The 22,725-nt window shown below is 68.8% G+C and carries 25 protein-coding genes; 11 read left to right on the top strand and 14 right to left on the bottom strand.

Annotation, left to right across the window (positions count from 1 at the left end):
- Positions 1-3: 3 nt before the first annotated feature.
- The 3 genes from AB0P11_RS13375 to AB0P11_RS13365 all read right to left on the bottom strand — a co-directional run bounded on the left by AB0P11_RS13375 (position 4) and on the right by AB0P11_RS13365 (position 3,397).
- The gene (locus AB0P11_RS13375) at positions 4-984 is read right to left on the bottom strand and encodes an alpha-ketoacid dehydrogenase subunit beta (protein WP_363522429.1); all 981 of its coding nucleotides are present in this window, start codon (positions 982-984) and stop codon (positions 4-6) included.
- Between the two features lie 115 nt (positions 985-1,099).
- On the bottom strand, positions 1,100-2,227 hold the full coding sequence (gene pdhA / locus AB0P11_RS13370) for a pyruvate dehydrogenase (acetyl-transferring) E1 component subunit alpha (RefSeq protein ID WP_053099303.1): 1,128 nt from the start codon (positions 2,225-2,227) through the stop codon (positions 1,100-1,102).
- A 96-nt stretch (positions 2,228-2,323) separates the two neighbouring features.
- Positions 2,324-3,397 (bottom strand): histidinol-phosphate transaminase, encoded by a 1,074-nt coding sequence (locus AB0P11_RS13365; protein ID WP_171821958.1) that lies wholly within the window; start codon positions 3,395-3,397, stop codon positions 2,324-2,326.
- A gap of 52 nt (positions 3,398-3,449) precedes the next feature.
- Between AB0P11_RS13365 and AB0P11_RS13360 the strand changes: the two genes are divergently transcribed.
- Positions 3,450-3,854, top strand: coding sequence for a phage holin family protein (locus AB0P11_RS13360; RefSeq protein ID WP_053098140.1), 405 nt, complete (start codon positions 3,450-3,452; stop codon positions 3,852-3,854).
- A gap of 27 nt (positions 3,855-3,881) precedes the next feature.
- Here AB0P11_RS13360 and AB0P11_RS13355 read toward each other — a convergent pair whose 3' ends face one another.
- Positions 3,882-5,159: a hypothetical protein gene (locus AB0P11_RS13355; protein WP_072592105.1), complete on the bottom strand. Its 1,278-nt coding sequence runs from the start codon at positions 5,157-5,159 to the stop codon at positions 3,882-3,884.
- Positions 5,156-5,419 carry a hypothetical protein gene (locus AB0P11_RS13350; RefSeq protein WP_072592106.1) on the bottom strand — a complete coding sequence of 88 codons (264 nt, stop codon included), beginning with the start codon at positions 5,417-5,419 and terminating at the stop codon, positions 5,156-5,158. Before AB0P11_RS13350 ends, AB0P11_RS13355 begins: the two co-directional genes overlap by 4 nt.
- Before the next feature lie 167 nt (positions 5,420-5,586).
- Between AB0P11_RS13350 and AB0P11_RS13345 the strand changes: the two genes are divergently transcribed.
- Entirely contained in the window at positions 5,587-6,126 is a 540-nt protein-coding gene (locus tag AB0P11_RS13345; RefSeq protein WP_171821959.1) for a low molecular weight protein-tyrosine-phosphatase, read from the top strand.
- Positions 6,123-7,505 (top strand): adenylosuccinate lyase, encoded by a 1,383-nt coding sequence (gene purB, locus AB0P11_RS13340; RefSeq protein ID WP_056275439.1) that lies wholly within the window; start codon positions 6,123-6,125, stop codon positions 7,503-7,505. The genes AB0P11_RS13345 and purB overlap by 4 nt, the downstream gene beginning before the upstream one ends.
- Before the next feature lie 198 nt (positions 7,506-7,703).
- Here the strand turns inward: purB and AB0P11_RS13335 are convergent, their stop codons facing one another.
- From AB0P11_RS13335 to AB0P11_RS13325, 3 genes are all read right to left on the bottom strand, one after another.
- Positions 7,704-9,137, bottom strand: a complete 1,434-nt coding sequence (locus AB0P11_RS13335) for an MFS transporter (protein WP_187249206.1) — start codon at positions 9,135-9,137, stop codon at positions 7,704-7,706.
- Positions 9,138-9,222: 85 nt separating this feature from the next.
- Positions 9,223-9,576: a hypothetical protein gene (locus AB0P11_RS13330; RefSeq protein ID WP_053098147.1), complete on the bottom strand. Its 354-nt coding sequence runs from the start codon at positions 9,574-9,576 to the stop codon at positions 9,223-9,225.
- Entirely contained in the window at positions 9,573-10,223 is a 651-nt protein-coding gene (locus AB0P11_RS13325; RefSeq protein ID WP_053098148.1) for a hypothetical protein, read from the bottom strand. The genes AB0P11_RS13330 and AB0P11_RS13325 overlap by 4 nt, the downstream gene beginning before the upstream one ends.
- Before the next feature lie 305 nt (positions 10,224-10,528).
- Here AB0P11_RS13325 and AB0P11_RS13320 point away from each other — a divergent pair, with 305 nt between their 5' ends.
- The gene (locus tag AB0P11_RS13320; protein WP_187249205.1) at positions 10,529-11,437 is read left to right on the top strand and encodes a hypothetical protein; all 909 of its coding nucleotides are present in this window, start codon (positions 10,529-10,531) and stop codon (positions 11,435-11,437) included.
- A gap of 33 nt (positions 11,438-11,470) precedes the next feature.
- On the opposite strand, the gene AB0P11_RS13315 is transcribed toward AB0P11_RS13320, so the two are convergent.
- Positions 11,471-12,307, bottom strand: a complete 837-nt coding sequence (locus tag AB0P11_RS13315; RefSeq protein ID WP_363522424.1) for a sulfurtransferase — start codon at positions 12,305-12,307, stop codon at positions 11,471-11,473.
- A 134-nt stretch (positions 12,308-12,441) separates the two neighbouring features.
- On the opposite strand from AB0P11_RS13315, the gene AB0P11_RS13310 reads away from it, so the two are divergent.
- Genes AB0P11_RS13310 through AB0P11_RS13300 form a run of 3 tightly spaced genes read left to right on the top strand, consistent with a single transcriptional unit; the run spans position 12,442 to position 14,506 of the window.
- Complete coding sequence (locus AB0P11_RS13310) at positions 12,442-13,329, top strand: DMT family transporter (RefSeq protein WP_363522422.1); 888 nt, start codon at positions 12,442-12,444, stop codon at positions 13,327-13,329.
- Positions 13,330-13,373: 44 nt separating this feature from the next.
- Positions 13,374-14,033 carry a GTP cyclohydrolase II gene (gene ribA, locus AB0P11_RS13305; RefSeq protein WP_072592110.1) on the top strand — a complete coding sequence of 220 codons (660 nt, stop codon included), beginning with the start codon at positions 13,374-13,376 and terminating at the stop codon, positions 14,031-14,033.
- Positions 14,033-14,506: a MarR family transcriptional regulator gene (locus AB0P11_RS13300; RefSeq protein WP_053098153.1), complete on the top strand. Its 474-nt coding sequence runs from the start codon at positions 14,033-14,035 to the stop codon at positions 14,504-14,506. The genes ribA and AB0P11_RS13300 overlap by 1 nt, the downstream gene beginning before the upstream one ends.
- A 1-nt stretch (position 14,507) precedes the next feature.
- Here AB0P11_RS13300 and AB0P11_RS13295 read toward each other — a convergent pair whose 3' ends face one another.
- A complete protein-coding gene (locus AB0P11_RS13295) occupies positions 14,508-15,380 on the bottom strand; it encodes an aldo/keto reductase (RefSeq protein ID WP_198032420.1) in 873 nt (290 codons plus the stop codon).
- Between the two features lie 92 nt (positions 15,381-15,472).
- Here AB0P11_RS13295 and AB0P11_RS13290 point away from each other — a divergent pair, with 92 nt between their 5' ends.
- Positions 15,473-16,360: a helix-turn-helix transcriptional regulator gene (locus AB0P11_RS13290; RefSeq protein WP_363522419.1), complete on the top strand. Its 888-nt coding sequence runs from the start codon at positions 15,473-15,475 to the stop codon at positions 16,358-16,360.
- 57 nt (positions 16,361-16,417) lie between these two features.
- Positions 16,418-16,774 (top strand): helix-turn-helix transcriptional regulator, encoded by a 357-nt coding sequence (locus tag AB0P11_RS13285; RefSeq protein ID WP_053098156.1) that lies wholly within the window; start codon positions 16,418-16,420, stop codon positions 16,772-16,774.
- 177 nt (positions 16,775-16,951) lie between these two features.
- Here the strand turns inward: AB0P11_RS13285 and AB0P11_RS13280 are convergent, their stop codons facing one another.
- Positions 16,952-17,545, bottom strand: coding sequence for an ATP-dependent Clp protease proteolytic subunit (locus AB0P11_RS13280; protein ID WP_053098157.1), 594 nt, complete (start codon positions 17,543-17,545; stop codon positions 16,952-16,954).
- On the bottom strand, positions 17,542-18,156 hold the full coding sequence (locus AB0P11_RS13275; protein ID WP_285363513.1) for an ATP-dependent Clp protease proteolytic subunit: 615 nt from the start codon (positions 18,154-18,156) through the stop codon (positions 17,542-17,544). The genes AB0P11_RS13280 and AB0P11_RS13275 overlap by 4 nt, the downstream gene beginning before the upstream one ends.
- A gap of 169 nt (positions 18,157-18,325) precedes the next feature.
- Between AB0P11_RS13275 and AB0P11_RS13270 the strand changes: the two genes are divergently transcribed.
- Positions 18,326-18,793, top strand: coding sequence for a hotdog domain-containing protein (locus AB0P11_RS13270; RefSeq protein WP_363522416.1), 468 nt, complete (start codon positions 18,326-18,328; stop codon positions 18,791-18,793).
- 191 nt (positions 18,794-18,984) lie between these two features.
- Positions 18,985-20,694 carry an AMP-binding protein gene (locus tag AB0P11_RS13265; RefSeq protein ID WP_363522414.1) on the top strand — a complete coding sequence of 570 codons (1,710 nt, stop codon included), beginning with the start codon at positions 18,985-18,987 and terminating at the stop codon, positions 20,692-20,694.
- A gap of 7 nt (positions 20,695-20,701) precedes the next feature.
- Here the strand turns inward: AB0P11_RS13265 and AB0P11_RS13260 are convergent, their stop codons facing one another.
- The gene (locus AB0P11_RS13260) at positions 20,702-21,094 is read right to left on the bottom strand and encodes a hypothetical protein (protein WP_150115131.1); all 393 of its coding nucleotides are present in this window, start codon (positions 21,092-21,094) and stop codon (positions 20,702-20,704) included.
- Positions 21,095-21,213: 119 nt separating this feature from the next.
- Positions 21,214-22,686, bottom strand: coding sequence for an MATE family efflux transporter (locus AB0P11_RS13255; protein WP_056275468.1), 1,473 nt, complete (start codon positions 22,684-22,686; stop codon positions 21,214-21,216).
- Positions 22,687-22,725 lie beyond the last annotated feature (39 nt).

Below are 22,725 nucleotides of genomic sequence, written 5' to 3'. Positions count from 1 at the left end.
AGATCAGTAGGCGAGCGAACGGTCGACGGCCTCGAGGATGCGGTCGGCGTCGGGGAGGTAGGTGCCCTCGAGCTTCGCGGGCGGGAACGGAGTGTCGTATCCCGAGACGCGGAGCACGGGAGCTTCGAGCGCGTAGAAGACGCGCTCCATGACGGTCGCGGCGATCTCGCTGCCGATGCTGACGAAGCCCTGGGCCTCCTGGGCGTAGACCATGCGTCCGGTCTTGCGCACCGAGCTCAGGATGGGCTCGTAGTCGACCGGAGACAGCGACCGCACGTCGACGACCTCGCAGCTGGTGCCCTCGGCCTCGGCGAGCGCGGCCGCCTGCAGCAGGGTCGTGACCATGGCTCCGTGTCCGACGAGCGTGACGTCGGATCCCGTGCGCACGACGCGAGACGAGTGCAGCGGGGCGGCGGACGCGTCGAGCTCGACCTCGCCCTTCTGCCAGTAGCGGCTCTTCGGCTCCATGAAGATCACCGGGTCGTTCGACGCGATGGCCTCCTGGATCATCCAGTACGCATCGTTCGGCGTCGACGGCGACACCACCCGCAGGCCGGGGGTGTGCGCGAAGTAGGCCTCGGGGCTCTCCTGGTGGTGCTCGACCGCTCCGATGTGCCCGCCGTAGGGGATGCGGATTACGATGGGCAGGCTGATCCTGCCCTCGTGGCGGTTCGTGAGCTTGGCGAGCTGGGTCGTGATCTGGTCGAACGCGGGGAACACGAAACCGTCGAACTGGATCTCGATCACCGGACGGAACCCGGCCATCGCGAGCCCGATCGCGGTGCCGACGATGCCCGACTCCGCGAGGGGGGTGTCGAGCACGCGGCGGTCGCCGAAGTCGCGCTGCAGGTGCTCGGTGACCCGGAAGACACCGCCGAGCTTGCCGATGTCCTCGCCCATGAGCAGGACCTTGGAGTCGTCTTCGAGCGCCCGGCGCAAACCCGAGTTCAGCGCCTTGCTGAGGGGCATCGTCTCGAGGGTCATGCGTGCACCGTCCTCGACGTCGTGAACTTCTGCGGCCATACGCACGTTCGGCGGCCACTGCGCGCAGCGCGGGCCGCGAAAGTCGCTCCTGGCCGAGAATCCTGAAGGCAGTCCATCACTTGCCGTCTCCTTCGAACGATGCCTCGTAGCGCGTGTGCCAGGCCTTCTGCTCCGCCACGAGCGGATGCGGGTCGCTGTACACGTGATCGAAGATCTTGTCTGCGGTCGGCGATCCGAGCTCGACGCTGCGTGAACGCAGGTCCTCGGCGGCGTCGGCCGCCTCGGCATCCACGTCGGCGAAGAACTGCCCCGCCGCTCCCCTGTTCTCGAGGAAGGCGCGCATGCGGTCGATCGGGTCTCGCAGCGCCCACGACTGCTCTTCGTCGGAGCCGCGGTACTTCGTGGGGTCGTCGCTGGTGGTGTGCGCGCCGAGACGGTACGTGACCGCCTCGATCGCCCGGGGACCCTGGCCGCTGCGGGCTTCGTCGAGAGCGACGCGCGACACGGCGTAGCTGGCGAGGACGTCGTTGCCGTCGACGCGGACGCTGGGGATGCCGTAGCCGGCGCTGCGCTCGACCAGCGGCACCCGCGACTGCGTCGCGACCGGCACCGAGATCGCCCAGTGGTTGTTCTGCAGGAAGAAGACGGTGGGAGCCTGGTAGCTCGCGGCGAAGACCATCGCCTCGTGCACGTCGCCCTGGCTCGACGCCCCGTCGCCGTAGTAGACGATGACGGCTTCGTCCTTGTCGACGTCGCCGGTGCCGGATCGACCGTCGAAGTTCAACGCCATCGCGTAGCCGGCTGCATGCAGCACCTGCGAGCCGAGAACCAGGGTGTAGAGGCGGGTGTTGCCGTTCTTGGGGTCTGTCGGATCCCAGCCGCCGTGCGAGACACCGCGCATCAGCTTGATGATGTCGACGGGGTCGACGCCGCGGATGCGCGTCACGGCGTGCTCGCGGTACGACGGGAAGAGCGTGTCCTGGGCGCGGGCGGCGCGGGCCGAACCGACCTGGGCGGCCTCCTGCCCACGACTCGGCGGCCACAGCGCCAGCTGTCCCTGTCGCTGCAGGTTGGTGGCCTGGGTGTCGATCGCGCGGATGACCACCATGTCCCGGTAGAACTGCTCGAGCTCGGCGTCGCTGATCGCCTCGATCAACGACAGATACTGCTCAGCAGCCGGACTCGGCGTGAAGCGGCCATCCTGATCCAGGACGCGGACGAGTTCAGTCTCTGACGAGGTCACGACCCCCACGCTACCCGCGCGCGCATGCCCGGTCACGCATACCTAGGACGTCCTCGCATCTGCCGGGAACCCGGAGAAACGGCGGAACGGCGCGGATCAGCGCAGTGACGATGCGACCTCGAGCACGCGCGCCACGGATGCCTCCTCGCCCACAGAGATGCGGATGCCGTCACCCGGGAACGGGCGCACGATGAGGTCGGCGGCGACGAATGCGGCGGCGACCTCGTCGGTGCGCTCGCCGGTGGGCAGCCAGATGAAGTTGGCCTGCGAGTCGGGCACGTCCCAGCCCTGCCGACGCAGCCCCTCGAGCAGGCGCGTGCGGCGCTCGACGATCACCGCGACGCGCTCGAGCAGCTCGGACTCGGCGTCGAGGCTCGCGATCGCGGCGTTCTCGGCTGCCGACGTGACGGAGAGCGGGATGCCGGTGGTGCGCGCGGCATCGAGGACCTTCTCGTTGCCGATCGCGTATCCGATGCGCAGGCCCGCGAGTCCGTAGGCCTTCGAGAAGGTGCGCAGCACGACGACGTTCGGATGCCGCTCGAACACCCGCTCGGCGAGACCGTCGACCGCCCCGGGCACCGTCACGAACTCGGCGTAGGCCTCGTCGAGGACGATCAGCACATCGGCGGGGACGCGCTCGACGAACGTCGCGAACTCGTCGCTCGTGATGATCGGACCGGTCGGATTGTTCGGGGTGCAGAGGATGACGGCACGCGTGCGCTCGGTGACCGCCTCAGCCATCGCGTCGAGGTCGTGACGGGAGTCGGGCGTCAGCGGCACCTGCACCCCGGTCGCGCCCGCGACGAGCGGCAGGCTCGGATAGGCCTCGAACGAGCGCCAGGCGTAGACGACCTCGTCACCCACGGAGGCGGTCGCGAGGATCAGCTGGTGGAGGATCGAGACGCTGCCCGCAGCCACGTGCACCTGGTCGGGCTCGACGGCGTACCGTGCACCGAGTCGTACGCGAAGGCGGCCGGCGGTGGCATCCGGGTATCGGTTGATGGGCGTCGTGTGCTGCAGCGCCGCGGCGACCGACGGAAGCGGCTCGAACGGGTTCTCGTTGCTCGAGAGCTTGAATGCGTCGGGGCCCGCCTGCTTGCCCTGTCGGTACGGCGCCAGGGCGGCGATGGCGGGACGGATGCGCGGAAGGATCGGGTCGGTCACAGTCATGAGTCTAGATTCCGCGGCGCTCCCGCGCCCCACATGGAAGACTGGACGGACTATGCGCTTCATCATCCGAGTCGTCGTCAACGCGTTCGCCCTCTGGGTCGTGACGCTGATCCCCGCCCTGCAGGTGCAGATCAGGGCGTTCGCGCCGGGCGAGACCCTGCAGCTCGTGCTGACCCTGCTCGCGGTGGCCGCGATCTTCGCGCTCGTGAACACCGTCATCGGCACGGTGGTGAAGATCGTCGCGTTCCCGCTGTACATCATCACCCTCGGACTGATCGGCTTCGTGATCAACGGCTTCCTGCTGTGGCTCACGGCGTGGATCACGAGCGGGTTCGGCTGGGGTCTCACGGTCGGCAGCTTCTGGTGGGGCGTGCTCGCCGCGCTCATCATCTCGCTGATCAACGGTGTCTTCGGCTTCATCCTGCGTCCGCAGAGCAAGAAGCAGCGTCGGGACTGACGCCTGCCTGCGCACCTCGCGCGGCCGTCATCCGACACGCTCGGCCTGATACTCGGTGCGCTCGACCACCTCGGCGGTGTCGAGCTCGCGCCAGAACTCGTGCATCGCATCGATTCGCTGGTCGCTGAGCTCATCGGCCATCTCCGCGGTGTCGATGTACGTGTCGAGGTGGTGCGCATCGACCGTCAGGTCCCCGAGGGTGTCCTGCGGGGTTCCTTCAGTGAGCAGGGTGATGCTGTCATCCGACCCGGTCCCCTCGGGCGATCCTCCGCCGGCCAGCCCGGAGACCACGTCGTCGGAATGACGCAGCTGGATGATGGTCTGGTCGTCATCCAGGGTCGGCTCGACCGGGCTTCCCGCCGTGATCTGCATCTGCACGTCGAACGGACTCTCCATCGCGAGGTGAGCGGCGACCATGGCCGATTGCGAATGGGCGACGACATCGACCTCATCGCCCGGCTGCGCCCCCGCCGCCTCGAGCGCCTCGATCGTCGCCTGATACGACGCGGATCTCTTCCCGGTGTAGAGCTCGGCGTTGGACTTGGAGTCCCACGGCTGCGCACCTCCCCACGCGACGCTCTGCGTTCCTTCCAGGTAGGCGACGAACTTCGTGGTGCCGTCGGCGAAGGAGTACTTCTCGACGGCGACCTGCGCTCCGACGGCGACCGGCATGCGCCTCAAGGCTCCGGCCAGGCCCGAGGGCGCCCCCTGGGGCGAGGACGTCTTCACCGGCGAGACCGTGACGGGGTCGGCCGTGCCCTGCAGCCTCTCGCCGGGGAGCACCTTGCCGAACCCCGAGAACGCCCCGACGAGCGCCGCGGTCCCGAAGACGTGGTCGTACAGGGCGGGCGTCACGAGGTTGCCCGTGAGGCCTTCGAATCGTCTGGCGCGCCACTGAGCGACGAGGTCGTCGGCCATCTTCGAGATGCGTTCGTCCGACGCAGCAAGACGATCGGCTCGTCGTGTCAGCCGCTGCGCCGTGCTCGGATCGGTCTGCGCGAGCATCTCCGCCTCCGCTCGCAGCTCGACGTATTCGTAGGCATCGGCCATGAGAAGGGTGGACTCGGCGGTCTCCTGGCACTCGGAGCGGAGTCGAGCTACGTGCTCGCCCGACGCCCACAGCCCCACCGTGTCGACGTGCTCGCTGAAGCCAGGAGAGTCGACGATGATCCGATGCGCTCGCATGATGGCCGAACGCGCATCGTCATAACGGGAGGCGACGGCATCGATGCGGTGAGCGACATCGCGCAGCACGTCGGGGTCGACGGCGATCGCTCCCCCGTGGTCGATCGTCAGCCCTGTCATGAGACGTCGATCCGTTCGGCCTCTGACTCACGGCTGCGCATCTCGGATGCCTCGACGCGTGTCCTCCGTCGGAGATCGTCGAGCGAGTGCTGCATCGCGCGCACCCCGTCGGAGTGCCAGTCGGTGTCGGCGGTGAGGACGGCGAGCGATGCGCGCACGTCGTCGAGCGCCTCGACCGCGCTGCGGAGCGCTGCCACGGCGCGGGACTGGGCCCAGGCGGTGTCTGCGGCGCCGGTCTGTGCGAGTGCGAAGGAGTACATGCGCCCAGCATCCGCGATCCACTGCCGCTGCGATGTGCGGACGACCCTCGGATCTCGGGCCTCGTGAGCAGTTGGCTCGGTCGCGGCACCGGTGCAGAACGGGTGCGCCCGACCGGCCCCGGATCTCCGGCATCGCGCGATCGGGCTGCGACCGGCAGAATAGGACGGTGACATCCCCGGATCCCTTCCGCGTGATCTTCGTGTGCACGGGGAACATCTGCCGTTCTCCGATGGCGGAGGTGGTGTTCCGCGATCTCGCGGAACGTCAGGGTCTCGGCTCGCGGATCGTCTCCCGCAGCGCGGGAACAGGAGATTGGCACCTCGGCGAACGGGCCGACCACCGCACTCTCGATTCCCTCAGCCGCCGCGGCTACGACGGCTCACTCCACCGCGCGAAGCAGTTCACCTTCTCCTCCTTCTCGGAGAACGACCTCGTCGTCGCCCTCGACCGCACTCATGAGCGCATCCTGCGCGAGTGGGCCGCCAACGAGGACGAGGAGGGCAAGGTCACCCTGCTGCTCGCCTTCGACCCCGACGCGCACAGCCAGGATGTCCCCGACCCCTACTACGCCGGCGCCGAGATGTTCGATTCGGTGCTCGGTATGATTGAGACCGCGACTCGCGGGCTGTTCCGCCAGCTCGAGCCGGCTCTCCGCCAGCCCCGCACGCCCCGCACTCCCGGGGCCCGATCAGGAGGACTCCCCTGACTTTCCAGCCTTCGCTCCCGCCCCAGCCGCTGAGCCCCCTCGACGGTCGCTACCGCGGCGCCGTCACCGGCCTCGCCGACTTCCTCTCGGAGGCCGGCCTCAACCGCGCCCGTGTCGAGGTCGAGGTGGAGTGGCTGATCGCGCTCACCGACCGCTCGCTCTTCGAGACGAGCCCCCTGTCGGATGCCGACAAGGAGCGCCTGCGCGCCCTCTACCGCGACTTCGGCCAGGCCGAGATCGACTGGCTCGCCGAGAAGGAAGCCGTCACGCAGCACGACGTGAAGGCGATCGAGTACCTCGTGCGCGACCGCCTGTCGGCCCTCGGCCTCGACGCGATCGCCGAGCTCACCCACTTCGCCTGCACAAGCGAGGACATCAACTCCGCGTCCTACGCCCTGACCGTCAAGCGCGCGGTCGAGGAGGTCTGGCTGCCGGGTCTCGACGTCGTGATCGCGAAGCTCCGCGAGCTGGCCGCCGAGCACGCCGACGCCGCGATGCTCTCCCGCACCCACGGTCAGCCGGCCACTCCGTCGACCATGGGCAAGGAGCTCGCCGTCTTCGCGTGGCGTCTCGAGCGCGTGCGCGCGCAGATCGCGGCATCCGACTACCTCGCCAAGTTCTCGGGCGCGACCGGCACCTGGTCGGCGCACATCGCCGCCGACCCCGACGCCGACTGGCCCACCATCTCGCGCGAGTACATCGAGGGCCTGGGTCTGGGCTTCAACCTGCTGACCACGCAGATCGAGTCGCACGACTGGCAGGTCGAGCTCTACGATCGCGTGCGTCACGCCGGCGGGATCCTGCACAATCTCGCCACCGACATCTGGACGTACATCTCGCTCGGCTACTTCGCGCAGATCCCCGTCGCGGGCGCGACCGGATCGTCGACGATGCCGCACAAGATCAACCCGATCCGGTTCGAGAACGCCGAGGCCAACCTCGAGATCTCCGGCGCCCTGCTGGCATCCCTCGGACAGACCCTCGTCACCAGCCGACTGCAGCGCGACCTCACCGACTCGACGACGCAGCGCAACATCGGCGTCGCGTTCGGCCACTCGCTGCTCGCGATCGACAACCTGCGTCGCGGTCTGAACGCCATCTCGCTCTCGCGCGACGTGCTGCTCGCCGACCTCGACGTGAACTGGGAAGTCCTCGCCGAAGCAATCCAGACCGTCATCCGCGCGGAGGTCGTCGCCGGCCGCTCGTCGATCAGCGACCCCTACGCGCTGCTGAAGGAGCTCACCCGCGGTCACCGCGTGGGCGCCGCGGACCTGGCGGAGTTCGTCGAGGGACTCGAGATCGGGGATGCCGCGAAGCAGCGTCTGCTCGCCCTGACCCCCGCCTCGTACACCGGCATCGCCGAGCAGCTCGCGAAGTAGGCGCGAACGCGCGGGTGCCGCTGAGGCATCCGCGCGTTCGGTGCGGGGCCAGAAACGCACCGTGCGCGCGATGCGAGGCCAGAAACGCACCGCAATCGGCCGAATCGGATGCGAAAGTGACCCCGCAGCCAAGTGACCCCGCAGCGAAGCGACCCCGCACGAATCTGACCCGGCGCCGGGTCACGAACGCCGTGCGGGCTAGGGGCGGGGTTCTCCGGAGTGCGCGCCCGCCGGGTCCCGCGGCATGAACGCCGCGGCGATCAGGGTGAGCACGGCCACGACGGCGGCAGCGATGAACACCCAGACGGATGCCGAGATGATGGTCGCCGGGTCCTCGGGCCCCGCGCCCTGCGCGATCACCGAGTTCGAGATCGCGCCGAACACGGCCACCCCGAGCGCGCTGCCCGCCGAGCGGGCGAAGGCGTTCATGCCGGTCACGGCACCCCGCTCGCCCCAGCCGACCGAGGCCTGAGCCGCGATCAGCGTCGGGGCGGCGCTCCAGCCGAGGCCGAAGCCCAGGACGAATGCCACGGCGGCGATCGAGAACGGATTGGGCCAGGGAGAGACCACCGCCAGAGCGATCGCCGCGACCGCGGTGATCGACATGCCGGTGAGCGCTGTGCGTCGGAAACCGATCCGCATGTACAGCCGGCCCGCGTTCGCGGCGGCGAGCGGCCAGCCGAGAGTGAGCGCCGCGACGGCCAACCCCGACAGCAGCGGCGCGATGCCGATGGACCCTTCCAGATATGCGGGTGCGAAGCTCGTCACGCCGGTCATCAGGGCGCCGATGCCCAGGGAGACGATCGTGGTCGTGAGGATCAGCGGCCGCGCCGCCAGGCGCAGGTCCACGATCGGCTCGGCTGCGCGACGCTCGACGAGGCCGAAGGCCACGAGCGCCGCGGCGCCGAGTCCGAAGCAGACGGCACTGGGGATCGACAGCCACGCCCAGGCGTTTCCGCCCTCCAGCATCCCGAGGATCAGGCCCGTGAGTCCGACCGTGAGCAGCACGGCACCGGCGTAGTCGATGCGATGACGCTGCGTCTGCTTCTCTTCGTGGTACCGCCGCAGCAGCATCCATCCCGCGATCAGACACAGCGGGATGTTGACCCAGAAGATCCACCGCCAGGCGTCGAGCTGGGCGAAGATGCCGCCGAGCGCCGGCCCGACGACAGAGGAGATCGCCCACACCGAGGCGATGTACCCCTGCACCTTGGCGCGCTCGGCGACCGTGTAGATGTCGCCGACGATCGTCATCGACATCGGCGCGACGGCACCGGCGCCGAGGCCCTGGATGATGCGGAACACGATCAGGGCGGTCATGCTCCAGGCGAAGCCGGAGAGGACCGACCCGAGCAGGAACAGCGCGATGCCGAGCAGGATGATCGGCTTGCGGCCGACGGTATCGGCGAAGCGCGAGTAGATCGGCACGCTGACCGCCTGTGCGAGCAGATAGACCGAGAAGAGCCAGGGGAACTGCTGGTAGCTGCCCAGATCGCGCACGATGCTGGGCACCGCGGTCGCGAGGATCGTCGCGTCGATCGCGATCAGCCCCGTGGCGAGCATGAGGGCCCCGAGCACCGGGCCTCGTTCCGACCTGAGTCCGATGGAGGCGCGGTCGATCGAGGCAGTCACTACAGGGACAAGCCGTCGCAGCCCGGGACTATTCCGGTCGCGATGGAGAACCTTGCGATCCGGTCAGGAGGAGCTTGCGATCCGGTCAGGAGGAGGAGGTGCGGCCCGGCTTGTCGGCGCCCGGCTCGTCGGGAGTCTCGGGGTCGAACAGCACGGGGCGGTCGACCTTCTTGGTGACCTCGGCCGGGTCGACCACGAGGATCAGCATGGCGAGGAACAGCAGCGTGACGATGAATGCGCCGCCGCCGACCACCAGGCCGAGAGCGATCGGCGTGAGGCCGTCGTAGGTGCCGTTCGCGATGGCGTTGTTCACCCGGGCGGTGAAGGCGCCGGTCGACACGAGCGTCACCACCGCGGCGAAGACACCGCAGCCGAGAGCGATGCCCAGCAGGTGCAGCGGGCGCAGAATGTCGCGTCGGGTGGGCTTCTCGTCGCTCATCGCTCTCCTCCGTGCCCGGCGGGGGCGGGGTCGTTCTCGATCGTGGTCCCGGCGGCGACAGCATCCGCTCGCTTCGGGGTCAGACCGGCGATGCCGAGGAAGACCGCGACGATGGCCGCGTATCCGCCGAACATCCCGACGCCGAGGATGATGCCGGTGAGCTCGAACGCACCGGCTCCCTCGATGGCGTACGGCTGCACGAAGCCCGCCGGGATCGCGATCAGGAGCACGGCCAGCAGCAGGCCGAAGGCGCCGAGGGTGATCGAGTCCCGTGCGGTCGCATCGCCGGCTTTGCGAGCACGGAGTCCGACGACGAGCTCGAGGATGCCGGTCGAGACCGCCCAGGCGATCACGACGACGAAGAAGAGGTCTTCGGTACGCCATGCGGGCACACCGGCAGTCATCCCGGCGACGAAGCTCAGCAGGGCGAACACGACGGACGGCCAGCGCTGACCGGCCGGGTAGACGAGCCACGCGGCGACGATCATCACGAGGCCGGTGGTGAGCACGAAGCCGCTGAAGACGGAGAGACCGACGGCCGCCGAGTGATCGGGCGAGAAGGTGATCATCACTGCAGCGGCGGCGGCGAAGAGCGCGCGCAGCAACTGGAGGTGACGCACGGTGAACGCGCGGGCGGTGGCAGACATGAAGATCGAGGGTCCTCCGGGGGGTGTTCCCCCCAGTCTACGCGGGGGCGCTGAGTGGGCGCCGACACCGGAGAGGTGTTCGCGGGGCCCGATGGATCTCCCCAGATCGATCATCAGGCCCCGCGACAGAACGCAGCGACGGGGGCGACACTGCGTCAGGCCGAGTGGTCGCGAGGTCGGGCACCCTGCTCACGACTGCTCAGCCGATAGACCCCAGAAATAGCACCTCGTCCCCTACGCGATGCTGGTGTGGTCGTATGCTCACTCTAGGGCTCGATTCTTCACATACCGGAGGGGGTGCTGTGATGAGCATGGAAAGTGGTCTGCGCCGATATGCCGATGTATTCGCAGCGTCCTTCCGCGACGCGATCAATGCGCGTGGATTGACTCTGGCGCGGCTGCACGAGCAGCTGCGCGCCCGCGGCAACAGCGTGTCCATGGCGACGCTCAGCTACTGGCGGTCCGGAGCTCGGCGCCCCGAGGGTGCCCAGTCGATGGCCGCGCTCGGCGACATCGAGCAGCTGCTGCACCTCGAGCCCGGCTCTCTCACCGCCCTGCTCGGCACCACGAACCGCACCGGTCCGCTCGGACCCAACCTCTTCCCGCTCGACGAGCAGGAGCTCGAGGATGCCGTCAAAGAGGCGTTCGCCGCTCTCGGCGCGGAGTACCCCGACACGTCGCGCGAACTCACGACCCACTCGGTGACGGACGTGGATGCCGCGGGCAACGTCTCGTACTCGATCACGCGCAGCATCGTGCAGTCGACCGTCGGCACCGTCGCGTCGATCCCGTTCCTCGAGATGACACCGGGCATCAGCACTCCCGCCCCGTTCATCGAGGCGGTGGCGGGAGGACGCATCGCTGCCCGGTACTCGCACCCGAACGGCGAGGTGCACGGCGTCCTGTTCGAACTCGACGTTCCTCTGACCGCTCCGAGCACCGCGATGGTCGAGTGGTCGGTCGCCTACCCGCCGGACTATCCCCCGCAGCGCGAGACGGGTCATGCCGTCGCCCGGCAGACCAGGGAGCTGCTGGTGTGGACGCGATTCCACCCCGACGCGCTGCCCGACCGGATCGAAGAGCGCGTCGAGACGCCGGACGGCTCGACGCTCACCGAGCTGTCGCTCGAGGGCCGCAATTCGGTGCACCAGGTGCGACGCGCATTCGGACCCGGACTGCTCGGCGTCGCCTGGAGCTACGCCGACGGGCGCTGACCGCGCCCGCCTGCGAGCTCGGAGCCGACCGACTCACCCGGGCTGATCGCCGACCGCGACCGGGCGTCCCGGAGTGTTCGACCACTGGCTCCACGAGCCGGGGAAGACCTTCGCCTCGATGCCGATCTCATCCAGCACCAGCGCGGTGTGCGCCGCCGTGATGCCCGAGCCGCAGTAGGCCGCGACGGGCGTCCCCTCGGTCACCCCGAGGGCGGCGAAGGTCGCCTGAAGGGTATGAGTGTCGAGGATCCGGCCCTCGGCATCCAGATGGGCGGCCATCGGGACGTTGAGCGCGCCCGGAATGTGCCCGGCGATCGGATCGAAAGGCTCGTGCTCTCCCCGATAGCGATCCGGCGCGCGCGCGTCGAGCAGCACACCGGTGTCGACGAACGAGGCGGCCTCGTCGATCGAGATCGCATCGCCGCCGATCTCGTCGAGGACGACGTCGCCGGGCTCGGCCTGCACGTCATCGTCGGCGACCGGAAGGCCGGCGGCCGTCCACGCGCGGATGCCGCCGTCGAGGACGCGCACGTCGACACCGCCCTGACGCAGCAGCCACCATGCTCGTGACGCACTGACTCCCTTGGCGTCGTCATAGGCGACGACGACGTCACCCCGGTTCACACCCCACCGCCGGGCGGCCCCCTGGAGCGTCGCCGTGGAGGGCAGGGGGTGCCGGCCGTCCGAGGGTTCGCCGTGGGTGGCGAGCTCGGTCGCGAGCGGCACGAAGACCGCCCCCGGGATGTGGCCCGCGAGGTAGTCCTCCCGGCCGTCGGGCCGGTCGAGTCGCCAGCGCACGTCGATCACACGCACGGGGGTCTCGGACGTCAGCAGATCGCGCAGTTCGGTGGCGCTCACGAAGTTGCTCATGATCCGAGGCTAGCGAGACGCCGTCCGGATCGCGCACCCGGCCGTATTCCGTCGACATATCGGGCCGACCGGCGATTCGAGACGGCGGTCGGCGCGGCGCTAGGCTCGTCCCGGCCGCGTCGAGAAAGGACAGCATGTCCACTCGATTCCGCTTCATGAGCCTGCGCCGACAGGAGGTCGCCCTCATCGCCGTGACGGCGGTCTGGGGCAGCACATTCCTCCTGGTGCACTGGGCGATGCAGCACTCGGGGCCGTGGTTCTTCGTCGGCATCCGGTTCCTGGTCGCCGGCGCGATCAGCATCGCCATCTTCCGCCGGGCGCTGCGCGGCATCCGCTGGCGCGACATCGGCGCCGGGGTCGCGATCGGCGTGATGATCTATCTCGGATACGGATTGCAGACCGTCGGGCTGCAGACCATCGATTCGAGCACCTCGGCGTTCATCACCGCGATGTACATCCCTCTCGTGCCGCTCGCGCAGTGGGCCGTCTTTCGCAAGCGCCCACCGGCCATGGCGTTCGCGGGCGCCGCGCTCGCGTTCCTCGGACTGCTGCTCATCGCGGGACCCGATGCGTTCGCCCTGACCCTCGGGGCGGGCGAGATCCTGACGCTCATCAGCACCCTGCCCATCGCGGCCGAGATCATCCTGATCAGCGTGTTCGCCGGCCGGATCGATCTCGGCAGGATCACGATCATCCAGCTCCTCACCGCCGGAGTGCTCGGCATCCTCACCATGCCGATCGTCGGCGAGGGCCTGCCCGAGTTCTCGTGGATCTGGGTCGGCTGCGCAGTCGGACTCGGAGTGGCGAGCTGCGTCATCCAGCTCACGATGAACTGGGCCCAGAAGTCCGTGTCCCCGACCCGCGCGACGATCATCTATGCGGGCGAACCGGTCTGGGCGGCCGTGATCGGGCGCATCGCCGGTGAACGCCTGCCCGTCGCCGCACTGATCGGCGGAGCACTCGTGGTGCTCGGCATCCTCGCCAGCGAGCTCAAGCCCGTGCGTCGTCGTTCCGGCGAGTAGTGCGCCAGCGGGAATATCGGGGGCGTCGGCGCGTTGCACCCGACATGATTGAAACTTCAACCGTCGTTCCGGTCGCCACAGAGCGGACGCGGGTGCGCGTGCCGATGCGCTTCGCCGACGGGTTCTCGACCACGGCGGATGTCGTCACATTCGACGGACTGATCGACGGCCGCGAGCACCTGCTGCTCGGGCTCGGCGACTGGAGGACCGCCATGGAGCGCGCGGCCGACGGCGGCGACGCACCCCTCGTGCGTCCGCACAGCGAATGCCTGACCGGTGACGTGTTCGGTTCCGAGCGCTGCGACTGCGGCCCGCAGCTGCGTGAAGCCGTCGAGCGCATCGCCGAAGACGGCGGGTTCCTGCTCTACCTGCGCCAGGAGGGTCGGGGCATCGGCCTCTACGCCAAGCTCGACGCGTACGCGCTGCAGGATGCCGGCCTCGACACGTACGAGGCGAACGTCGCACTCGGCCGCGGAGAAGACGAACGCGACTACACGATCGCCGCGCAGATGCTGCAGGCGGTGGGCGTCGACAGCATCCGTCTGCTGAGCAACAATCCCGACAAGGCGGCACAGCTCGACGCCCTCGGCATCCGCGTCACCGAGCAGGTGGCCACCGGCGTGCACCTGTCGGACGCGAACCACCGCTACCTCGAGGCCAAGCGCGACCACACCTCGCACACGCTCGACCTGTCAGCCGCCTGATGAACGCGCAGCTGGCGAGCGAGCGGAGGCTCGACGATGCGGAGATGCAGACGTGGCTGCCGACCATCCGGTTCGTGCAGCTGCTGCCGCAGGTGCTCGATCGCACGCTCAAGGCCGAGACCGGACTCAAGCACTCGCACTACGCGATCCTGGTGACCCTCGCAGGTCAGGGTGATCGCGCGATCCCGATGACCGAGCTCGCGCAGATCGCCGGGCTCAGCCGCTCACGACTCAGCCACGCGATCGACTCGCTCGAAGACCGCGGCTGGGTGACGCGCACCTCGTGCAGCAGCGACAAGCGCACGCTGACCGCTGCGCTGACGGATGCCGGTCGTGACCTGCTGCGGGCGGCGGCGCCCGTTCATGTGGCGCAGATCCGCGAACTGATCCTCGACCCTCTGACCGCAGAGGAGAGGGAGCAGCTCGGCACGATCTCGGCCAAGCTGCTCCCCGGCGTCGCCGCCGCTCTCTAGGTCACGCCTCGGGGATCTCGCGGCCGAAGGTCTCGAGCGTGACGTCCTCGGGCTCAGGGCCACGGCGCACACCGGTGTCGAGCGCATCGATCGCGTCGAGCTGGTCGGCGGTGAGCTCGAAGTCGAAGACGTCGAAGTTCTCGGCGATGCGGGCGGGACGCACCGACTTCGGCAGCGCGGAGCGCCCCTGCTGCAGGTGCCAGCGCAGCATCACCTGTGCCGGCGACTTGCCGTGCTCTGCGGCGATGGCCGTGAGCGTCTCGTCGTCGAAGACGGATGCGCCGTTGGGGCGGTAGGCCGTGATGCCGCCGATGGGCGACCACGCCTGGGTGACGATGCCGGCCGCGGCATCCGCCTGCTGCACCTCGCGCTGCTGGAAGTAGGGGTGCACCTCGATCTGGTTGAGCGCGGGGACGATGCTCGTCTCCGCCGCCAGCTTGTCGAGGTGCTCCACCATGAAGTTGCTGACGCCGATGGCGCGCACCCGACCGTCGGCGAGCAGGGTCTCGAGCGCCTTATAGGCACCCAGGGTGAGGTCGAAGCGGGTCGGCAGGGCCTGGTGCAGGATCAGCAGGTCGAGCTGATCGACCCCGAGCTTGCCCGTCGACTTCTCGAACGCGTGCAGGGTCTCGTCGTAGCCGAAATCGCTGATCCAGACCTTGGTCTCGATGAAGACCTCGTCGCGCGCGATACCGGTGCGGCGGATCGCCTCGCCCACCTCGCGCTCGTTGCCGTACGCAGCGGCGGTGTCGATCAGGCGGTAGCCGGTCTCGAGAGCGGTGCTGACGGCATCGACCGTCTCGTCCGGAGCGGCCTGGAACACTCCGAAGCCGAGGGCGGGCATCTCAATGCCGGTGTTGAGCGTGATGTTCATCGTCATACCTCCAGTGTGCGCGTCCGCTCACACGCGAGGGAGAGTCCACCAGTACCTCCCTTCGTCGCGACAGGGGGCGTACCGTCGCATACATGGACACCCGCAGCGAGGTGCGCGAATTCCTCTCGTCGAGGCGCGACCGCATCACCCCCGACCAGGCCGGCCTCCCCGCATTCGGCGGCAACCGGCGTGTGCCGGGGCTGCGCCGTGAAGAGGTGTCGCTGCTCGCCGGCGTCAGCGTCGACTATTACACCCGACTCGAACGGGGCGACCTGTCCGGCGTCTCCGACAGCGTGCTCGATGCGCTCGCCCGTGCTCTTCAGCTCGACGAGGCCGAGACCGCGCATCTGTTCGATCTCGCCCGCACCGCGAACGCCTCACCCGTCGCCCGCAAGCCGCGCAAGAAGGTCGAGACGCTGCGCCCCAGCATCCTGCGCCTGCTCGACGCGATGACCGAGGCGCCGGCGATCGTGCGCAACAACTACTTCGACTACCTCGCGGCGAACGCGCTCGGCCGCGCGCTCTATGCGCCCCTGTTCACGACCCCGGTGCCGAACAGCGCCCGCTTCGCCTTCCTCGACCCGGCCGCACAGACGTTCTACCCCGAATGGGAGCGAAACACCCAGGAGCTCGTGGCCGCGATGCGCGGCGAAGCGGGGCGCAACCCGTTCGACCGCAAGCTCACCGATCTCGTTGGCGAGCTGTCGACGCGCAGTGAGCGGTTCCGCACCCTGTGGGCGGCGCACAACGTGCGCTTTCACCGCAGCGGCGTCAAGAGGATCAACCACCCCGTCGTCGGCGAGATGGAACTCACCTACGAGGCGTTCGAGCTGCCTGCCGACCCGGGCCTGCAGATGTCGACGTACACGGCCGAGCCGGGAACGGCATCGGCCGACAAGTTGCGGATGCTGGCCAGCTGGGCGGCGACCGACGCTGCCGATGGGATCATCGATGCGCCTTCAGAGCGCACCGAGGCCTGATTTCTGCTGTGAGCAGAACGGCTCGAATCATGCGCTGACGGCGGATTATCGTGAGGCATGGCCGACCTCGTCCCGTTCCCTCGCGCACCTCGCTCTGCCCGCCCTCGTCCCAGTGAGCCCGAGCCCCTATGGCGCCAGATGGTCGGCGATCAGCTGCGCCGTCGACGACACGACCGGGACGAGACCCTGACCGAGACGGCAGGGAACGCCGGAGTCTCGCCGCAATACCTCTCCGAGGTCGAACGGGGACTCAAGGAGCCGTCGAGCGAGATGATCGCGGCGATCGCCGGGGCCCTCGACACCTCGCTGATCGAACTGACGAGCGCCGTGGCCGACGAGCTGCGCCAGGCGACGATGGCTCCGGCATCCGCTGCGGTGTCCGCCACCCGCGGGGCCTTCGCCCTCGCCGCCTGACGGCTCGTCTCGTCTGCCCGCCCGTCTGAAGGTCCGCCCGTCTGAAGGTCCGTCCGTCTGCAGGTCCGTCCGTCTGCAGGTCCGTCCGTCTGCAGGACTTCGGCACGGATGCAGGACCAGAACGGCAGAATCATCCTGCATCCGTGCCCCGATCCTGCAGACGAACGCCGTGGCCCCTCAGTCCGCCCGCTCCCCCAGCACGGTGTCGACCAGACCGTAGTCCCGGGCGGCGGATGCCGTGAAGACGCGATCCCGGTCGGTGTCGGCGCGCAGCTCGCTCAGCGAGCGTCCGCTGTGCCTGGCGAGGATCGACTCCATGTCGGAACGCACCCGCACGACCTCGTCCGCCGCGAGGATGAGGTCGGGGATCGCTCCCCGCGACTGGCCCGCCGGCTGATGCAGCACGATACGGGCGTGCGCGAGAGCTGCCCGCTGTCCCGGAGCCCCTGCCGCGACCAGCAGCGCCGCCGGCCCGATCGCCTGACCCACACACGTCGTCGCGATCGCCGGACGCACGTGCTGCATGGTGTCGTAGATCGCGAGCGCCGCCCCCGGGTCGCCACCTTCGCTGTTGATGTAGAACTGGATGCCGGAATCCTGGCTGTCGGCATCGAGGTGCAGCAGCTGCGCGATCAACGCGTTGGCGACTCCGGCGTCGATGCCGGTGCCGAGATAGATGACCCGCTCGGCGAGCAGGTGCGAGTAGACGTCCATGACGCGTTCACCTCGCGGATGCTGCGCGATGACGTTGGGGATCGTGTAACCGCTCATGCGCCCGCACCCAGCCCGACCCGGGCCCGACGACGCGGCATGAGATCCGCGAGCGAGGCGACGATCTCGTCGATGAAGCCATAGTCCTTCGCCTGCTCCGCCGTGTACCAGCGGTCGTGCAGCGAGTCCTCGAAGATGCGCTCCACGGGCTGTCCGGTGTCGGCCGCGATCAGCCCGAGCACGGTGTCGCGCATGTGCCTCAGGTCGTCGGCCTGCGTCTCGAGCTCGCCCGCCGAGCCGCCGATCCCCGCCGAGCCCTGATGCATGAGGATGCGCGCGTGCGGGAGCGCCCTGCGCTTGCCCCTCGCCCCGGCTGAGAGGAGGAACTGCCCGGCGCTGCACGCGAGCCCGAGTGCGAGGGTCGACACGTCGTTCGGCACGAGGGTCATGAGGTCGCGGATCGCGAGCATCGACGGCACGGAACCACCGGGCGAATGGATCCACAGGGCGATGTCGGTCGTCGGATCCTCCGCCGAGAGGGTGAGCAGCTGCGTCATGAGCAGCGTGCCGTTGTCGTCGTCGAGGGCGCCGTCGAGCACGAGCACTCGTTCGTGGAACAGTGCCCGGCGGGCCTCGGGGCCGAACTGCGGGATGGGGTTGTCTTCGCTCATGGCCCCAGCATCCGCCGCCGTGTCGGAGTGCGGGCGAGTATCCGCTCGCGGCAGATCGGCCCAGAGCAGATAGGCCCAGAGGAGATCGGCCCCAGCAGATCCACCCGTGCAGATCGGTTCGGCATCCTCGCGTAACACCCCCGACTCACGCGACTCCTACCCTCGAAGCATGGCGAAGCAGAAGACACCCGAGTGGCAGTGGTCCGAAGAAGGCATCAACTTCCGCACCCGCAAATGGGTGAAGCCGGAAGACCTCAACGCGAACGGATCGCTGTTCGGCGGCAGCCTGCTGAAGTGGATCGACGAAGAGGCCGCGATCTACGCGATCGTGCAGCTGGGCAACTATCGGGCCGTGACGAAGCACATCTCCGAGATCAACTTCGAGGCCTCAGCCGTGCAGGGCGACCTGATCGAGATCGGCCTGCAGGCCAGGCACTTCGGCACCACGTCTCTGACCATGCGCGCCGTCGCCCGCAACATGATCACGCGCAAGCGCATCCTCACGATCGAGAAGATCGTGTTCGTGAGCCTGGACGACGACGGGATGCCGACGCCGCACGGATACGACGAGATCACGTACAACCGCGATCGGATGCCGACCGAGCGCATCGCCACGGGGACGATCCGTCTGCCCTAGCCGCGGCTCCCGCCCGCTCGTCCGCCCGTGTGCGGGCCTCCGTTCAGGAGGAGATCCCTCGCACCGAAGGACCAGGCAGTGGATTCGGTCCTTCTGAGCGAGGGATCTCCTTCCGCAGGTGCGGGGGTCAGAGGCCGGCGTCTGCGCTCGGTGCGAGGATGGAACACGTCTGCCGAGCAAAGGAGCCCAGAATGAGCCGCAGCGCCACCGCAGCCACGACCGCGATCAGAGAGATGCGCGACTTCCTGTTCGCAAACGCGACGGACTACGCCGCGGCACGCGAGGGGTTCGCCTGGCCTGCGCCCGCTGAGTTCAACTTCGCGCTCGAATGGTTCGACGTGATCGCCGGCGAGTCGCCCGACCGCCCGGCGGTGCAGATCGTGTCAGCCGACCTCAGCCTCGAGTCGTGGACCTACGGAGAGCTGTCGAACCGCTCCGACCAGGTCGCCGCCTGGCTCACAGGACTCGGCATCGGGCGCGGCGACCACGTCATCGTGATGCTCGGCAACACCATCGAACTCTGGGAGGTGATGCTCGCCATCACCAAGGTCGGCGCGGTGTCGATCCCCACCTCGACGTTGCTCTCGGCATCCGACCTGGCCTACCGTGTCGACCACGGACGCGCCCGCGCCATCGTGACGCTCGGCGGCCTGGCCGAGCGCATCGCCGACATCGACGGCGATGTCCTGCGCATCGGGGTGGGCGAGGGCATTCCGGCCGGGTGGACGCGCTTCGACGATTCCGCCGACGCTCCGACGACCTTCGAGCCCGACACCGCGACCCCCGCCGATGACACGGCTCTGCTCTACTTCACGAGCGGCACGACCAACCGTCCGAAGCTCGTGCAGCACACCCACGTGTCGTACCCGATCGGGCATCTGTCGACCATGTGGTGGCTCGGTGTGCGCCCCGACGACGTGCACCTGAACATCTCGTCGCCGGGTTGGGCGAAGCATGCGTGGTCGAGCTTCTACTCGCCCTTCCTCGCCGAGGCGACCGTGTTCGTCTACAACTACGACCGCTTCGACGCGAACACCCTCATGCAGGTCATGGACACGCATCATGTCTCGACGTTCTGCGCGCCGCCGACCGTGTGGCGGATGCTGATCCAGGCCGACCTCGGGCGCTTGACCCACCCGCCGCGCGAGCTCGTCGGAGCCGGCGAACCGCTGAACCCCGAGGTCATCGACCGGGTGCAGGAGGCGTGGAGAGGCACGATCCGCGACGGCTTCGGCCAGACCGAGATGACGGCCTGCGTGGGCAACTCCCCCGGTCAGGTCGTCAAGATCGGATCGATGGGACGACCCCTGCCCGGATACCCCGTCGTGCTGCTCGACCCCGCGACCGGTGAGCTCGCCGAGCACGAGGGCGAGATCGCGCTCGACCTGGCGCATCCTCCGGTGGGGCTCATGGCCGGGTACTACGACGACCCCGAGAAGACGGCCGAGTCGCGCGTCGGCGGATACCACCACACGGGCGACATCGCCCAGCGGGATGCCGACGGCTATCTGACCTACATCGGCCGGGCGGACGACGTGTTCAAGGCGTCCGACTACAAGATCTCGCCGTTCGAGCTCGAGTCGGTGCTGCTGGAGCACGACCTCGTGATCGAGGCGGCGGTGATCCCGAGCCCCGATCCGACGCGGCTCGCAGTCCCGAAGGCGTACGTGTGCCTGCGCCCCGACGCGGCCGGATCCGACGCCGACGCCGCGCGATCGATCTTCGCCTACGCCCACGACCGGCTGTCCTCGCACCTCTGGGTGCGGATCATCGAGTTCGTGCCCGAGCTGCCCAAGACGATCTCCGGCAAGATCCGCCGGGTCGAACTGCGCGCCCGAGAGGCCGAGCGCGTCGCCTCAGGAGACGAGGCCGCGCAGCACCGGGATCGCGACTACCGCTGAGTGCGGCTCAGCCTGCGAGCGCAGGCTGACTGCCGGTGCTCGGCGCTTTCGTGGAGCGCGCCGGGACCGTCGGCTCGGGCGCGTCGACGACAGCCTGGATCCGCGCGGCGCGGGCGACCTCACGGGCAGGCTCGCCCGCGTTGACGATCCCGCGTGCGACGGCTCCGATCACCAGCATCGCGACGAGCACGATGCCGGACACGAGCAGCGGCGTCCACTGATTCGCGAACGATGCCGTGGTGCTGAGCATCGCGCTCGGGATCCACAGTCCTACTGCTCCGCCGGCGAGACCCGCCGCTCCGCGCATGATCGCGACTCCCGCCACGATCGCGCACAGCGCCGCGAGCACGGCCCCCACCACTCCGATCGGCACCAGTATCGATGCCAGTTCGCTTGCCACCCTTGACGATGTCATCACGACCCCCCGGTCCGCGGAACCTCCGCATCACCAACATTACGAAGTGTCGGCATTCTGGGCATCCATCTGAAGGATGATGTTCCTCAACCGTGACGCGTTGTTCAGCGGCGCTTCAACCGTGCGAACCGTGTCCTCTTGACCACTCGCACCGGCTGGGTGACGACCGCGTCGACGACCATCGAGCCGTCGGTCGGGCCGATGATCGCCATCGCCGACGTCTCGGTGGACTCGATCGGGTCGACCGGCATGCGGGCGAGCGACCGGTGAGCGCGCACGTACGCGGGCACCAGCAGCACGATCGCGCCGAGCCAGGCGAGAGGGTTGCTGAGCGCGACGCCCTCGAATCCGATGAGCGCGCCGAGCACGACCGCCGCTCCCACGCGCATCACCAGCTCGATCACGCCCGTGACGGTGGGGATGAGTGTGTGGCCGAGGCCCTGCAGCGCACCGCGGAGCACGAACAGCACACCGAGGGCCCAGTACCCGCATCCGTTGATGATCAGCATGAGGTGCGCGAGTCGCACGACCTCGTCGGACCCCTCACCGACGAACAGGCGCACCATCGGCGTGCCGAACGCGATGATGATGACGCCGAGTGCGATGCCGGCGGCGATCGCCATCCAGGTGCCCTCGACGACTCCTCGACGGATGCGGTCGGGGCGGCGCCCGCCCAGGTTCTGCGCCGTGTACATCGACGACGCGAGACCCAGCGACGAGAGGAAGGCGACCGCGAGGCCGTCGACGCGGGATGCCGTCGTGTAGGCCGCGACGGCATCCGAGCCGAGCGTGTTCAGCGCCACCTGCACGGTGAGCGTGCCGATCGCGATGATCGATGCCTGGAATCCCATCGGCAGACCGAGGTGCAGGTGCTCCCTGAAGTCGTCGCGGGTGACTCGCCAGTCGGCGCGACGCAGGTGCAGCATCGGCAGGCGACGGCGCACGAACTCGAGGCACAGTGCGACGGAGACGGCCTGGGCCACGACGGTCGCGAGGGCTGCGCCGCCGACTCCCCACTCGAGCGGACCGACCATCAGGATCACGAGGCCGACGTTGAGCGCGCACGAGACGGTCAGGAAGATGAGCGGTGTGCGCGAGTCGCCGATCGCCCGGATGATCGCCGAGAGGTAGTTGAAGAACATCGTCGCGCTCGCGCCGATGAAGCTGATCTGGGTGAAGACCGTCGCCTCGGGCATGAGCTCGGCCGGCGTCTGCAGCAGCTCGAGCACGGGCCGGGCGATCAGGGGCGCGACGATCGTGAGCACCACGCTCGTGATTCCGGTCAGGATCACGCCGGTCGCGACCGAGCGGCGCACGGCGGCACCGTCACCCGCTCCGAACGCCTGCGCGATGGGGATCGCGAAACCGCTGGTCAGACCCCAGGCGAAGCCGATGAGCAGGAACAGCAGGCTGCCGGTGGCGCCGACGGCGGCGAGGGACTCGACGCCGAGGTGCCGGCCGACGACGACGGCGTCGGCGAACTGGTACATCTGCTGCACGACGTTTCCGAGCAGCAGGGGAATGGAGAACGACAGGATGACACGCCACGGACGGCCCGTGGTCAGAGAGGTGGCCATGAGAGAAGAGGCTCGCAGAACTGGGGGATGATCGGGGGT

It is taken from the genome of Microbacterium sp. NPDC079176 (assembly GCF_040686675.1).
Classification (GTDB): domain Bacteria; phylum Actinomycetota; class Actinomycetes; order Actinomycetales; family Microbacteriaceae; genus Microbacterium.
Note: the sequence above shows the minus strand (reverse complement) of the source record. Positions and strands in the feature narration are given on the sequence as shown.